At 67.3% G+C, this 13,132-nt stretch carries 16 protein-coding genes; 10 read left to right on the top strand and 6 right to left on the bottom strand.

Translation table 11 applies throughout. The features are described 5' to 3' along the window. Positions 1–56 precede the first annotated feature (56 nt). A complete protein-coding gene (locus AC1REK_RS15390; RefSeq protein ID WP_492269375.1) occupies positions 57–857 on the bottom strand; it encodes an SDR family NAD(P)-dependent oxidoreductase in 801 nt (266 codons plus the stop codon). 199 nt (positions 858–1,056) lie between these two features. Here AC1REK_RS15390 and AC1REK_RS15385 point away from each other — a divergent pair, with 199 nt between their 5' ends. The 5 genes from AC1REK_RS15385 to AC1REK_RS15365 are packed head-to-tail and all read left to right on the top strand — an operon-like array spanning position 1,057 to position 3,008. Then, positions 1,057–1,383: an ArsR/SmtB family transcription factor gene (locus tag AC1REK_RS15385; RefSeq protein ID WP_316019403.1), complete on the top strand. Its 327-nt coding sequence runs from the start codon at positions 1,057–1,059 to the stop codon at positions 1,381–1,383. Next, entirely contained in the window at positions 1,380–1,811 is a 432-nt protein-coding gene (locus AC1REK_RS15380) for an SRPBCC family protein (RefSeq protein ID WP_492269376.1), read from the top strand. Before AC1REK_RS15385 ends, AC1REK_RS15380 begins: the two co-directional genes overlap by 4 nt. A gap of 34 nt (positions 1,812–1,845) precedes the next feature. Further along, positions 1,846–2,067, top strand: a complete 222-nt coding sequence (locus tag AC1REK_RS15375) for a hypothetical protein (protein WP_492269377.1) — start codon at positions 1,846–1,848, stop codon at positions 2,065–2,067. Between the two features lie 10 nt (positions 2,068–2,077). Further along, positions 2,078–2,554: a DUF1801 domain-containing protein gene (locus AC1REK_RS15370; protein ID WP_492269378.1), complete on the top strand. Its 477-nt coding sequence runs from the start codon at positions 2,078–2,080 to the stop codon at positions 2,552–2,554. 43 nt (positions 2,555–2,597) lie between these two features. After that, complete coding sequence (locus AC1REK_RS15365; RefSeq protein ID WP_492269379.1) at positions 2,598–3,008, top strand: DUF1801 domain-containing protein; 411 nt, start codon at positions 2,598–2,600, stop codon at positions 3,006–3,008. Positions 3,009–3,159: 151 nt separating this feature from the next. Here AC1REK_RS15365 and AC1REK_RS15360 read toward each other — a convergent pair whose 3' ends face one another. Further along, positions 3,160–4,551 (bottom strand): amidase, encoded by a 1,392-nt coding sequence (locus AC1REK_RS15360; RefSeq protein ID WP_492269380.1) that lies wholly within the window; start codon positions 4,549–4,551, stop codon positions 3,160–3,162. 28 nt (positions 4,552–4,579) lie between these two features. Next, complete coding sequence (locus tag AC1REK_RS15355; RefSeq protein WP_492269381.1) at positions 4,580–5,443, bottom strand: ABC transporter permease; 864 nt, start codon at positions 5,441–5,443, stop codon at positions 4,580–4,582. A gap of 107 nt (positions 5,444–5,550) precedes the next feature. On the opposite strand from AC1REK_RS15355, the gene AC1REK_RS15350 reads away from it, so the two are divergent. Then, positions 5,551–5,877, top strand: coding sequence for a type II toxin-antitoxin system HicB family antitoxin (locus tag AC1REK_RS15350; RefSeq protein WP_492269382.1), 327 nt, complete (start codon positions 5,551–5,553; stop codon positions 5,875–5,877). Positions 5,878–5,893: 16 nt separating this feature from the next. On the opposite strand, the gene AC1REK_RS15345 is transcribed toward AC1REK_RS15350, so the two are convergent. The 3 genes from AC1REK_RS15345 to AC1REK_RS15335 form a co-directional block, all read right to left on the bottom strand. Next, entirely contained in the window at positions 5,894–6,841 is a 948-nt protein-coding gene (locus tag AC1REK_RS15345) for an ABC transporter permease (RefSeq protein ID WP_492269383.1), read from the bottom strand. Between the two features lie 164 nt (positions 6,842–7,005). Continuing rightward, positions 7,006–8,496 (bottom strand): ABC transporter substrate-binding protein, encoded by a 1,491-nt coding sequence (locus AC1REK_RS15340; RefSeq protein WP_492269384.1) that lies wholly within the window; start codon positions 8,494–8,496, stop codon positions 7,006–7,008. 201 nt (positions 8,497–8,697) lie between these two features. Further along, positions 8,698–9,477 (bottom strand): GntR family transcriptional regulator, encoded by a 780-nt coding sequence (locus AC1REK_RS15335; protein ID WP_492269385.1) that lies wholly within the window; start codon positions 9,475–9,477, stop codon positions 8,698–8,700. A gap of 126 nt (positions 9,478–9,603) precedes the next feature. Between AC1REK_RS15335 and uxaC the strand changes: the two genes are divergently transcribed. The 4 genes from uxaC (at position 9,604) to AC1REK_RS15315 (ending at position 13,061) form a co-directional block, all read left to right on the top strand. Beyond that, positions 9,604–11,007 carry a glucuronate isomerase gene (uxaC, locus tag AC1REK_RS15330; protein ID WP_492269386.1) on the top strand — a complete coding sequence of 468 codons (1,404 nt, stop codon included), beginning with the start codon at positions 9,604–9,606 and terminating at the stop codon, positions 11,005–11,007. 118 nt (positions 11,008–11,125) lie between these two features. Further along, the gene (gene kduI, locus AC1REK_RS15325; protein WP_492269387.1) at positions 11,126–11,959 is read left to right on the top strand and encodes a 5-dehydro-4-deoxy-D-glucuronate isomerase; all 834 of its coding nucleotides are present in this window, start codon (positions 11,126–11,128) and stop codon (positions 11,957–11,959) included. Beyond that, positions 11,959–12,723 (top strand): 2-dehydro-3-deoxy-D-gluconate 5-dehydrogenase KduD, encoded by a 765-nt coding sequence (gene kduD / locus AC1REK_RS15320; RefSeq protein ID WP_492269388.1) that lies wholly within the window; start codon positions 11,959–11,961, stop codon positions 12,721–12,723. Before kduI ends, kduD begins: the two co-directional genes overlap by 1 nt. Further along, the gene (locus AC1REK_RS15315; protein WP_492269389.1) at positions 12,720–13,061 is read left to right on the top strand and encodes a cupin domain-containing protein; all 342 of its coding nucleotides are present in this window, start codon (positions 12,720–12,722) and stop codon (positions 13,059–13,061) included. The genes kduD and AC1REK_RS15315 overlap by 4 nt, the downstream gene beginning before the upstream one ends. The last annotated feature ends 71 nt before the right edge of the window (positions 13,062–13,132 follow it).

Below are 13,132 nucleotides of genomic sequence, written 5' to 3'. Positions count from 1 at the left end.
GGAGCGCTCCTCAGGATGAGGACTGTGGGAACTCATCCGGCGCGCGACCGCGCCGCTCAGTAGTGGATCGCCCCCTTCGCGCCGCCGCCGGCGGCAATGGCATCGCCATTGATCGCGACGCTGCGCGGCGAGGCCAGGAAGGCGACGAGGTCGGCGATCTCCGCCGCGTCGACCAGGCGGCCGATCGAGACATTGGCGACAGCACGGCGTTCCATCTCGGCCGCATCGGCGCCTGCATCCGCCGCCCGCGCCGCGAACATGCCCGCCGTCTTCTCGGTGCGCGTCACGCCGGGATGCACCACGGTGACGTTGATCCCCTTCGGCCCGAGCTCGTCGGCGAGGTTCTTGGTCAGCGCCGCCACCGCGACATTGCGGATCGAGCCGATGGCTGAGCCCGCCATCCGCGCATTGAGGCCGCTGATGTTGATGATCCTGCCCCAGCCATTGGCGGCCATGATCGGCGCCGCCTCGCGAGCCGTGCGCAGATAGCCCATCACCTTGACGTTGACGTCGTCCCAGAACAGCGCGTCGGTGATCTCGGCGAGCTTGGGCGGCGCCGCCTGGCTCGCCGGCCGCGCCGCGGCATTGACCAGGATGTCGAGTCCGCCGAGCGCGGCGACGGTGCCCGCGACGAGCGCCTTCACCGAGGCATCGAGCTGCGTGTCGACGGTGAGCCCGACGACGTTTCGGCCGCTCTCCCGCGCCAGCTCGGCCGCGGCGGCGTCTAGCTCAGCCTGGTTGCGCGCGGCGATGACGACGTCGACACCCTCCAGCGCCAGTTGCCGTGCGATCGCACGGCCGATCCCCTTGCTGCCCCCGGTGACGAGAGCACGCTTGCCGCTCAGCTTCAGATCCATGGTGACGTTCCCCAAAGGCGGACCGCAGCGCCGCACCGGCAGCGCCGCTGCACCTGCATTTTCCAGCGCATCGTGCTGGACCGTCGCGATGCGGTCCAGCGCCTGCGACGCGCCTCCGCCCTGCACACCGAACGCAGGTGCTTGACTAATTCATATCTCGATGGTTATGAATTAATCCATAGCCGATGAGTTATCGATCATGACGCCAGTTGCTCACGACATGCTGTTCAGGACGCTCGCCGACCCCACCCGGCGGGCGATCTTCGAACGCCTGTGCCGTGACGGCGAGCAGACCGTCGGCGCCCTGACGGTACAGGCCGGGATCTCGCAGCCGGCCGTCTCAAAGCATCTTGGCGTGCTGAAGCAGGCCGGGCTGGTACGCGACCGACATCAGGGCCGCCAGACCCATTACAGCCCCCAGCTCGGGGCCCTCAGCCCCCTGATCGACTGGGCCAGCCAGATGGCCGGTTTCTGGGAGGCGCGCTTCGACGACCTCGAAAATTTGCTCGACAGGATGGACCAGTGAGCACCAACGCCCCGCAGACGCGCTCGGTCATTGTCGAGCGCGAGATCGCCCATCCGCCGGAAAAGCTCTGGCGCGCCCTGACGCAGCCGCACCTGATCGCGGAATGGCTGATGAAGAACGATTTCGCGCCGGTCGTCGGCCATCGCTTCAATCTGCGCGGCGAATGGGGCGGCGTGCTCGACTGCGAGGTCCTCGACATCGAGCCCAATCGGACGCTGTCCTACACATGGGACTTCGCCCATGACGACCCCGCCTTCGACATGAAGAGCGTGGTGACCTTTACCCTCACACCAACCCCCAAGGGCACGCTGCTGCGCATGGAGCAGGCCGGTTTCCGGCCCGAGCAGAAGCAGGCCTTCGGCGGCGCCCGGGCCGGCTGGCAGGAATTCTTCGGCAAGCTGGAAGAGCTGCTGGCGCGGGCCGAGTGAGCACGCCCGCTCTCATGATCGTAAGGATGCAATCATGACCTTGAATGGCATCATCCGGCAGGGCCATCGCTGGCTGTCGATCATCTTTACCGCGACCGTCATCGCGAATTTCCTCGCCATGGCGCTGGGCGAGCCGCCGGCCTGGATCGTCTATTCCCCGTTGCTGCCGCTTTTCCTGCTGATGTTCTCCGGCCTCTACATGTTCGTGCTGCCCTATGCCGCCCGCCGGAGCAGCGGGCGACGGATCGGCAGCTAGGAGCCGGACCATGCCCGAAATGCCCAAGGCAACGCCGAAAGCGGCAAAGAAGGCAGCGCCGAAGCCGAAGGCCGGCGCGAGCGGGCAGCCAGTCCTGCTCTCGGGCGGCAATCCGCAGATCGCCAAGGGCTATGGCGAGGCGCCGATCCAAGCCTACATCGCCGCCATGCCGGGTTGGAAGAGCCCTCTCGGCACTCGCCTCGACGCGCTGATCAGCGCCGCCGTCCCCGGCGTCAGGAAGGCGGTGAAATGGAACTCGCCGCTCTACGGGCTCGAGGACGATTATTGGTTCCTCGGCCTGCACTGCTTCACGCACTATTTGAAGGTCTCCTTCTTCCGCGGCGCCTCGCTCGACCCGCTGCCGCCCGGCCCGTCCAAGCAGAAGGCGGTGCGCTATCTCGACATCCACGAGGACGATGCCTTCGACGAGGCGCAGTTCACCGCCTGGGTGCAGCAGGCCGCCGCCCTGCCGGGCGAGAAGATGTAAACGGCCGGCGGAGCCGCATCCGAACCAGCGCGAGGACAATCCCATGACGACGGACAACAGCGAGGCAGCCGAAACCTCCGCCTCCGCGCTGATCGATGCCAGGATCGCGGAGCTGACCGACTGGCGCGGCACGGCACTCGAAAAAGTCCGCGCCATCATCCGGCAGGCCGACCCCGACGTGGTCGAGACCTGGAAATGGCGCGGCGTCCCGGTCTGGGAGCATGCCGGCATCCTCTGCACCGGCGAGAGCTATAAGAGCGCAGTGAAACTGACCTTCGCCAAGGGCGCCTCGCTGCCCGATCCCACAGGCCTGTTCAATTCCAGCCTCGACGGCAACACCCGCCGCGCCATCGACATCCATGAGGGCGATGCGATCGACGAAGCGGCACTTGCCGCGCTGATCCGCGCAGCCGCGGCGTTGAATACGGCGGGGAAGAAAGCGAAGAAGGCCTGAGGCACGCGTCCCCGCAGCCCTCATCCTGAGGAGCAGCCAAAAGGCTGCGTCTCGAAGGATGCTCCAGCCCGCGCCGGCACCGCCTGAAGCATCCTTCGAGACGCGCTCCTGCGGAGCGCTCCTCAGGATGAGGGCTGGGTTCCGGCTTCGCTCAATGGAATGGAGCCCGCGGCCATTCCGGTCCCTGCCCGCGCAGCTGCTCCCAGGCCCGCGCCATCTGCAGCACGCCGAGATCGTCGAAGCGTTTCCCGGTGATCTGCAGGCCGATCGGCAGCCCGCTCGCAGTCATGCCGGCATGCACCGAGACCGAAGGCTGGTCCGACATATTGGCGGCGACGGTGAAGACGATGTGCTCGAAGGGCCGCTCGGGATCGTGGATCGGCGAAGCCAGTTCAGCGGAAAAGCTCGGCACCGGCGAGACCGGCGAGAGCACATAGTCGAACGGCGCACTCGCCTTCAACGCGGCATGGCGGATCGCCAGCATCTGGCTCATGCCGCGATGCACCTGCGCGCCGGTGAGCGAACGGCCACGCTCGGCCCAGGCGTAGATATAGGGCAGCACCTTGTCCTGCCTCTCCTTCGGCAGTGATCCGATCTCGGCCCAGGCGCGCTGGCGCCAGAAATCGTCGAGCCCGTCGAGCATGTCCTGCGTCAGGAACGGCGGCGCGATCTCGACGATCGCTCCCGCCCGGCGAAACGCCTCAGCCGCCCGAACGATCGCTGCCCTCACCTCCGGATCGACCGGCAAGCCGATGCCGGCCTCCAGCTGGAGCCCGACCTTTAGCCCGCGCGGCTCCCGCTCGAGGTCGAGCCAGGCGATCTCCTGCGGCGGCAAGCTCATCGGGTCGCGCTCATCCGGTTTGGAGAGTTCGCGCATCATCAGCGCGGCGTCGGCGACGGTGCGCGTCATCGGCCCGGCGACACGGCCGTAATAGGTCGGGTCGATCGGCACCCGGCCGAAGCTCGGCTTCAGCCCGACGAGCCCGCACCAGCCGGCCGGCAGGCGGATCGAGCCGCCTATGTCAGTGCCGACATGCAGGGGCCCGTAGCCAGCCGCCCCCGCTGCGCCCGCTCCGGCCGAGGAACCGCCAGGGTTCTTCGAGAGGTCGAACGGGTTGCGGGCGAGTTCGTGGAAGCTCGACAGGCCGGAGGAGAGCATGCCGTAGTCCGGCATGGTGGTCTTGCCGAGAATGACGCAGCCCGCCTCGCGCAGGCGCCGTGCCGGCGGCGCGTCGGCTGCGGCGGGGGCAAGCTCCATCGCCGCCGTGCCGAGCGGCACCGCCGTGCCCTTCGTCGCGATGTTCTCCTTGATCGTGCAGGGCACGCCGTCGAGTGCCATTGCCTCTCCCCGGCGCCAGCGCGTCTCGCTCGCCTTCGCGGCAGAGCGCGCGCCCTCGGGATCATAGGCGTAGAGCGCCTTCAGCGACGGCTCCCACAGCGCGATCCGCGCGATCACCGCCTCGGTGACCTCGACCGGCGAGAGCTCGCGCGAGCGGAAGGCCTTGAGCATGTCGACGGCGCTGAGATCGGCGAACTCGATCATGGAAAAGCCTCCGCAAGCATGTCCGAACTTAATCCCGCGAGCGCCGCGTGCGCGGATCGACCGCGTCGCGCAGGCCGTCGCCGAGCAAATTGAAGGCCAGCACCGAAAGCGCGATCGCCATGCCCGGAAAGATAGCGAGCCAGGGCTGCGCCGCCATGAAGGTCTGCGCCTCGTTGAGCATGCGCCCCCAGGACGGGTTCGGCGGCTGCGTGCCGAGCCCGAGATAGGACAGGCCGGCTTCGGCGAGGATGGCAAGCGCGAACTGGATCGTCGCCTGCACCACCAGCACCCCGGCGATGTTCGGCAGGATGTGCAGCCGGGTGATGGTGATCTCCCGCAGACCGGCGGCGCGCGCCGCCAGCACATAGTCCAGCGCCCAGCATTGCAGCGCCGCCCCGCGTGCCAGCCGCGCGAAATAGGGCAGGCTGTAGATCGCGATGGCGATCACCGCATTCATCATCCCCGGCCCCCAGACGGCGCTGATCATGATCGCCGAGAGCACGGCCGGGAAGGCATGGCTGAAATCGGCCATGCGCATGATCAGATTGTCGAGCAGCCCGTCGCGCCGCATCGCCGCGAGCAGGCCGAGCGCGCTGCCGACGGTCAGGCCGAGCCCGACCGCGCCGAGGCCGACCGCCAGCGAATTGCGGGCGCCGACCATGATCATCGAGAAGATGTCGCGGCCGAACTGGTCGGTGCCGAACCAGTGCTCGGCCGAGGGCGGCCGCAGACGCTTGAGGATCGCCATCTGCTTGGGATCATAGGGCGTCCAGACATAGGAGATCAGCGCCGCGGCGACGATCAGCCCGGCGAGGGCGAGGCCCGCAAGGAAGGATGGGCTGGCCCACCAGCGCCGCGGACGCCCCGGCACAACGAGCGGCGGCGGCCTCATGTCGCACGGCCCCTGCCGCAGTTGCGCCCCCTCGGCGGGGCGAACTGGGCTATGGTCGGGCAAGCCAATGGGCTGAGCATTCGTCCGTTCGAGAGGAGGTTCAGGCTATGCCGCGCGTCATCGCGCTCATTCACCAGTCGGCCGGCGTTTTCGGCATCAGCTTCCCGGACTTCCCGGGCTGCATCTGCTCCGCCGACAGCCTCGACGAAGCCGTGCGCCGCGGCACCCGCGCCCTCGGTCGGCACGTAGCGGCCATGGTCGAGGACGGGCTTTCCGTTCCCGAGCCGCGCCCTCTGTCGGCACTGCGCGTCGATCCGGATTTCGCCGAGGATATCGTCGAGGCGGTCCGCATCGTGCCGGTCGAGCTGCCCGATCTCGAGCCGCGGCCCTTCGTTCCGGCTGGCGCCGCCCGCATCGGTCTCGGCTGGCATTGAAAGCTGCGCCATCGCGTCAATCCGCCTGCCGCAGGCGCGGGTCGATGACGCCATAAAGCAGCTCGACCAGGAAATTGACCAGCACGACCAGCGTGCAGAACAGCATGACGAGGTCCTTGACGACGATCAGGTCGTGCTGGGCGATCGACTGGAAGACCAGCCGGCCTAGTCCCGGCAGGGCGAAGACGTTCTCGATGATGATCGCGCCGGCGATCAGCACCGAGAACTGCAAGCCCAGAATGGTGACGACCGGGATCAGCGCATTGCGCAGCACATGGCGCAGCATGGTCCGGCGCCGGCTCACCCCCTTCGCCCGGGCGGTCCGAACATAATCCTCCTGCATTGTCTCCAGCATCGCCGCCCGGGTGACGCGCGCCAGGATCGCCGCCTGCGGCAGGGCGAGCGCGATCGCCGGCAGCAGCAGCGCCTTGAAGGCGGGCACGAGCCCGGCACTCCAGCCGGGGAAGCCGCCGGCCGGCAGCCAGCCGGCACCGACCGCGAAGACCAGCACCAGCAGGAGACCGAACCAGAAATTCGGAATCGCGAGGCCCGCCTGCGCGAAGACCATCACCGCCGCATCGCCCGGCCGATTGTGATGCGCCGCCGCGACGGCGCCAAGAGGAATGCCGATCGCCATTGCGAGCAGGATCGCCATCGCGGCGAGCGGCAGCGTCACCACCATGCGTTCGCCGATCAGCTGCGTCACCGGCACGCGATAGGTGTAGCTGAGACCGAGATCGCCGGTCAGGAGCCCACCGATCCAGCTGAGGAAACGCACCGGAGCCGGCCGGTCGAGGCCCATTTCCGTGCGCAGCGCCGCCAGCGCTTCGGGCGCGGCGTTGAGGCCGAGCGTCACCGCCGCCGGATCGCCCGGCAGGATTTCGAGCACGAGGAAGATCACCAGCGCGGCGCCGATCAAGGTGGCGGCCAGGGCCAGGAGCCGGCGGAGCAGGTAGGCGGTCACAGACTGCTCCCTCCGTCCCGTGAACCGACACCTACTACGTCATCCCCGCCCCCCGGCGTCATTGCGAGGAGCGAAGCGACGAAGCAATCCAGGGGCGGCAGCGCTCCATGTCTCTCTGGATTACTTCGCTGCGCTCGCAATGACGTCGAAGCTGTCACCATCCGCTACCGCCAACGCACCTCCGCCAGCGGCGTCAGCGGCAGCGGCCAGTCCGTCCACATGCCTTCGAGGTCAGCCTTGGTCACCGTCAGCTTCGGCAGGATGAAGAGGAAGCCGTTGACCGCATCGCGCGCCAGCATGCGTTGCGCCTCGCCATAGAGCTTATTGCGCTCGGCCTCGTCGAGCGTCGTGTCGATCCTGGCCATCAGCGCCTTGAACTCGGGATTCCTGTACTGGAAGTAATAGTCGTCGCGCGCATAATTGCCGATGTCGAGCGGCTCGGTATGGGCGATCACCGTGAGGTCGAAATCCTTGCCGCGGAAGACCCGCTCCAGCCATTGCGGGAATTCCAGCGGCTCGATCGCGGCGTTGATGCCGATCTGCGCCAGCAAGGCCGCGATGATCTCGCCGCCACGCCTTGCATAGGCCGGCGGCGGCAGGCGCAGCGTGCAGGAGAAGCCGTTCGGGAAGCCGGCCGCGGCGAGCAGGCTCTTCGCCTTGGCGATATCGACCGGATAGGTTCCGGTCAGGTCGACATAGGCCGGGTGCAGCGGCGAGAAATGGCTGCCGATATAATCGAGATCGAAGCCGTAGACGCCGAGCGCGATGGTCTTGCGGTCGAGCACATGCGCGATCGCCTGGCGGACACGGACATCGCTGAACGGCGCCTTGGCGTTGTTGATGGCGAGGATGGTCTCGCCCTCGGTCTTGCCGAGCGTCACCTTGAGCTTCGGATCGGCCTTGAGCTGCGGGATCGCCTCCGGCGCCGAGAGATTGGTGAAGGCGTCGATGTCGCCGGCCCGCAGCGCCGCGACCTGCGCCTGCGGATCGCCGATGAAGCGGAACATGGCCTTGGCCAGCGCCGGCTTCGGACCCCAGTAGTCGGCATTGCGCTCGAATTCGAGCCGGTCGCCGCGGTTCCAGCGCGCGAACTTGAACGGTCCGGTGCCGACCGGCTTCGTCTTGTTGTCCGCCGCCGTCGCCGGCGAGACGATGATCGCGTCGCCCCAGGCGAGTCCGTAGACGAAATTCGCCGTCGGCTGCTTCAGCCTGATCACGACCGTCACCGGATCCTGCGCCTCGATCGCGGCGATCGGCGTGAAGATCCAGCGCTGGGCATTGGTCGAATCGGGCGCGACGGCGCGCTCGAAGGAGAACTTGACGTCATGCGCGGAGAAGGGCGTGCCGTCATGGAAGCGGGCATTGCCGCGCAGCTTGAAGGTATAGGTCAGGCCGTCAGGCGAAACCGTCCAGCTTTCAGCCAGCGCCGGCACGATCTTGCCGGTGCGGTCCATCGCGACCAGCCCTTCGAAGATGTTCTGAAGCACGACCTCGCGGATCGCCTGTGCCGCGCCGGAAGTGGGATCGAGCGTCGGCGGCTCCAGCGTCATGCCGATCACGACGCTGTCCTTCGCCTGCGCGTAGGCCCGCAGCGGAAACTGGGTGGCGAGCGCGGCGATACCCGCCCCCGCCAGAAGATCGCGCCGCGTCGTCATCGTCCGCCTCCCTGATTTGGCGGCGCAAGATGGCGCGGGAACGAAGCGGGAGGCAAGAGCGGGGTTACCTATCAGCCCTCATCCTGAGGAGCGGCCGCAAGGCCGCGTCTCGAAGGATGGTACATAAGGCGCCGGGGTCATCTGGAGCATCCTTCGAGACGCCGCTTTCGCGGCTCCTCAGGATGAGGCTCCCGGAGGCTTCTAGACGAAGTAATCCGGATTGCTGGCCTGCAGATGGACGAGATCGGGCAGGAGCGTTCCGAGATGCTGGCGCATCGCCGCGATCGCGGCCGGTGCATCATGGCGCCGGACCTCGTCGACGATGGCGAGATGCTCGCGGATCACCATTTCCATGCGCCCGGGCACCGGCAGGGTCATGCGACGGCAGCGGTCGATCTGGCTCTTGGCAGCCTGGGCGAGTTTCCAGACGCCGGGATAGCCGGCGCCCTGCGCCAGCGCCTCGTGGAAAGCCTCGTCGGCGCGGTGAAAGCTCTCCTGGTCGCCGCCATCGAAAGCTTCGTGCTGGCGCGCAATCGTCGCGTCGAGCCGGGCGATATCCTCGGCGCTCGCCCGCTCGGCCAGCAATTCGACGGTCGCGCATTCGAGCGCCTGCCGTATGAACACCGCTTCGGGAATCGCACCGACCGGGATGCGCGCGACGAAGGTACCGGCCTGCGGGAATATCTCGACGAGGCCTTCTTCCTTCAGCCGGATCAGCGCCTCACGCACCGGCGTGCGGCTCATCCCGAAGCGGGCGGTCAACTCCTTCTCCGAGAGCGGCGCACCCGGCCGCAGCTCCATGTCGAGGATCTCGCGCCGGAGTTCGTCCTGGACCATCGCGGCGGCGGTCGCACGCCCCGCGGGAACGGCGGCCATGCGCTGCGGCCGCCGCTCGCGGCGGCCCGCACCGGCCTCGCGGCTGCTCACGGCTTCCGACATCGCCTCGCCCCGGCCATGATTGTCGCCTCCCGAATAGGACATGACGCGAGTCGACGCCTGTCATTGACATCGACTAACACGACTCCGTTTGACGTACTAGTATATTAGTATATTGACCGCGACACAGCGCCGTGCCTATGGTCACGGCCATAAGAGGAAACGCCAGCGATGCTGCTGCACGACGATCGTCTTCTGCCTGCCGAACCGGTGACGCGCGGCATTGCGCGCCGCCTCTATGCCGGCATTCGCGACCTGCCGATCATCTCGCCGCATGGCCATACCGACCCGCGCTGGTTCGCCGAGGACAAGCCGTTTCCCGATCCGGCGACGCTGTTCGTCAAGCCCGACCACTACATCTTCCGCATGCTCTATTCGCAGGGCATCAAGCTCGAAGAGCTCGGCATTGCCCGCAAGGATGGCGGCGAGGTCGAGAGCGATCCGCGCAAGATCTGGAAGCTCTTCGCCAGCAACTGGCACCTGTTCAGGGGCACGCCGACCAGGCTCTGGTTCGAGCACGCCGCCAACACGATCTTCGGCATCCGCGAGCGGCTCAGCGCCGACAATGCCGACAAGATCTATGACCGCATCGCCGAGCAGCTGGAGCAGGACGAGTTCCGCCCGCGCGCCCTGTTCGAACGCTTCAAGATCGAGGCGATCTCGACCACCGAAGGCGCGCTCGACCCGCTGAAATGGCACGACATGATCCGGGACTCCGGCTGGGGCGGCAAGGTCGTCACCGCCTATCGGCCCGACAGCGTCGTCGATCCCGAATTCGAGGGCTTCAAGGGCAATCTCGAGCAGTTCGGCGAGCTGACCGGCGAGGATACCACGAGCTGGAACGGCTATCTCGAGGCCCATCGCAAGCGCCGCGCCTATTTCATCGCGCGCGGGGCGACCTCCTCCGACCATGGCCATGCCACGGCCCGCACCGCCAACCTCACTCAGGCCGAATGCGAGAAGCTCTTCGCCAAGATCCTGAAGGGCAAGTTCTCGGCCGAGGATGCCGACCTCTTCCGCGGCCAGATGCTGACCGAAATGGCCAAGATGAGCCTCGATGACGGGCTCGTCCTGCAGATCCATCCCGGCTCCTACCGCAACCACAACCCGCATCTGTTCGAGCATTTCGGCCGCGACATGGGTTGCGACATCCCGCGTGGGCTGGACTATGTCTCGGCGCTGAAGCCGCTGCTCGACGCGGTCGGCAACGAGCCCGGCTTCACCGTCATCGCCTTCACCCTCGACGAGACCGTCTATTCGCGCGAGCTCGCCCCGCTCGCCGGCCATTACCCGGCGCTGAAGCTCGGGCCGGGCTGGTGGTTCCTCGATGCGCCCGAGGCGATGCTGCGCTTCCGCGAGCTCACCACCGAGACGGCCGGCTTCTACAACACCGTCGGCTTCAACGACGACACCCGCGCCTATCTCTCGATCCCGGCGCGCCACGACGTCGCCCGCCGCATGGACTGCCACTACCTCGCCAAGCTCGTCGCCGAGCACCGGCTCGACGAGGACGAGGCGGCGGAAGTCGCCCACGATCTCGCCTATCGCCTGGCCAAGGAGGCCTACAAGCTGTGAAGACGCACTCTCTGCCGTCATTGCGAGCGAAGCGAAGCAATCCAGGGGAACGTAGAACTCTGCCGTCCCTGGATTGCTTCGTCGCTGCGCTTCTCGCAATGACGGGGAAGGCGCCGCTATGATCGACGAACGCCAGGCCGCCCATCCGCGCGACGTGCGCGGCTACGATACCGAAACGCTGCGCCAGGATTTCCTGATCGAGCGCATCTTCGTGCAAGGCGAGGTCGCGCTGACCTACAGCCATTACGACCGCATGATCGTCGGCGGCGCGATGCCGCTCGGCCAGCCCCTGACGCTCGACCCGTTCCCGCCGACCGGCACGCCCTTCTTCCTCGCGCGGCGCGAGCTCGGCGTGATCAATCTCGGCGGCGCCGGCTCGGTCACCGTCGACGGCGAGCGATTCGACCTGCCGAGCCTCGACGCGCTCTATGTCGGCCTCGGCGCTAGGGAAGTCTCCTTCGCCAGCGCCGATCCGGCTGATCCGGCCAAGTTCTACCTGACCAGTGCCCCGGCGCATCGCGAGGCGAAGCACCAGCTCATCCGCAAGGACGAGGCCAACACCTTGCATCTCGGCTCGGCGGAGACCTCGAACAAGCGCACCATCCGGCAATACATCATGCCGAACTCGACCGGTACCAACCAACTGGTGATGGGCATGACGGCGCTGGAGCCGGGCTCGGTCTGGAACTCCATGCCCTGCCACACCCATACGCGGCGCATGGAGGCCTATCTCTACTTCAACCTCGATCCCGCCCATCGCGTCTTCCACTTCATGGGCGAGCCGCAACAGACCCGCCACATCCTCGTTGCCAACGAGCAGGCGGTGATCTCGCCGAACTGGTCGATCCATTGCGGCTGCGGCACTTCGAACTACGCCTTCGTCTGGGCGATGGCCGGCGACAATGTCGAGTTCACCGACATGGACGCCGCCCCGGTGGAGACCCTGCGCTGATGGTGACGCGCTCGCCCTTCTCGCTGGAAGGCCGCCGGGCGCTGGTCACCGGCGCCAATACCGGCATCGGCCAGGGCATCGCCCTGGCGCTGGCAGAGGTCGGCGCGACCGTGGTCGCCGCCGGACGCTCGAGCATGGCCGAAACGCAGAAGCTGATCGTCGAGGCCGGCGGAACCTGCCTGCCGCTCCAGGCCGATCTCCAGCAGAACGGCATCGCCGCCCGCGTCATCGACGAGGCTCAGGCCCTCGCCGGCCCGCTCGACATCCTCGTCAACAATGCCGGCATCATCCGCCGGGCGGACGCGCTCGACTTCAGCGAGAGCGACTGGGACGAGGTGATGAACCTCAACCTCAAGGCCAATTTCTTCCTGGCCCAGGCCTTCGCCAAGGCAGCGCTCGCAGCCGGCCGCACCGGGCGGATCGTCAACATCGCCTCGCTGCTCTCCTTCCAGGGCGGCATCCGCGTCGCCTCCTACACGGCGAGCAAGAGCGGGCTGGCCGGCCTGACCCGGCTCCTCGCTTGCGAATGGGCGGCCAAGGGCATCAACGTCAACGCGATCGCCCCCGGCTATGTCGAGAGCAACAACACCGAGGCGCTGCGCGCCGATCCCGAGCGCAACGCCGCGATCCTCGCCCGCATCCCGGCCGGACGCTGGGGAAAGCCGTCCGATATCGGCGGCGCGGCCGTGTTCCTGGCGAGCGATGCCGCAGCCTACATCCACGGCGCGATCCTTCCTGTCGACGGAGGCTGGCTGGCGCGATGACCGACCGTCTCAACTCCTTCTTCCAGCATGATGCGGACATCGCCTGGCAGGCGACCGATCCCGGCATCAAGCGCAAGATCATGGGCTATGGGCCCGACCTAATGGTGGTGCGCGTCGCCTTCGAGAAAGGCGCGGTCGGCAAGCCGCATCAGCACCCGCACCGCCAGGCCTGCTTCGTCGAGAGCGGCGTCTTCGACGTCACCATCGATGGAAAGACCAGCCGGCTTTCCGCCGGCGACAGCTTCTTCGTGCCGGCAAACCTCGTCCATGGCGTCGTCGCCGTCGAGGCCGGGCAGCTCGTCGATTCCTTCACGCCGATGCGGGAGGAATTTCTCTAGACATCGCCGCGCCGGCCTCTGCCGGCAGGGCGCCCATCACGGGCAAAAACGACCGGAAAATCCGGCGGACT

Source organism: Allobosea sp. GW823-FHT02B03 (assembly GCF_058797755.1).
Note: the sequence above shows the minus strand (reverse complement) of the source record. Positions and strands in the feature narration are given on the sequence as shown.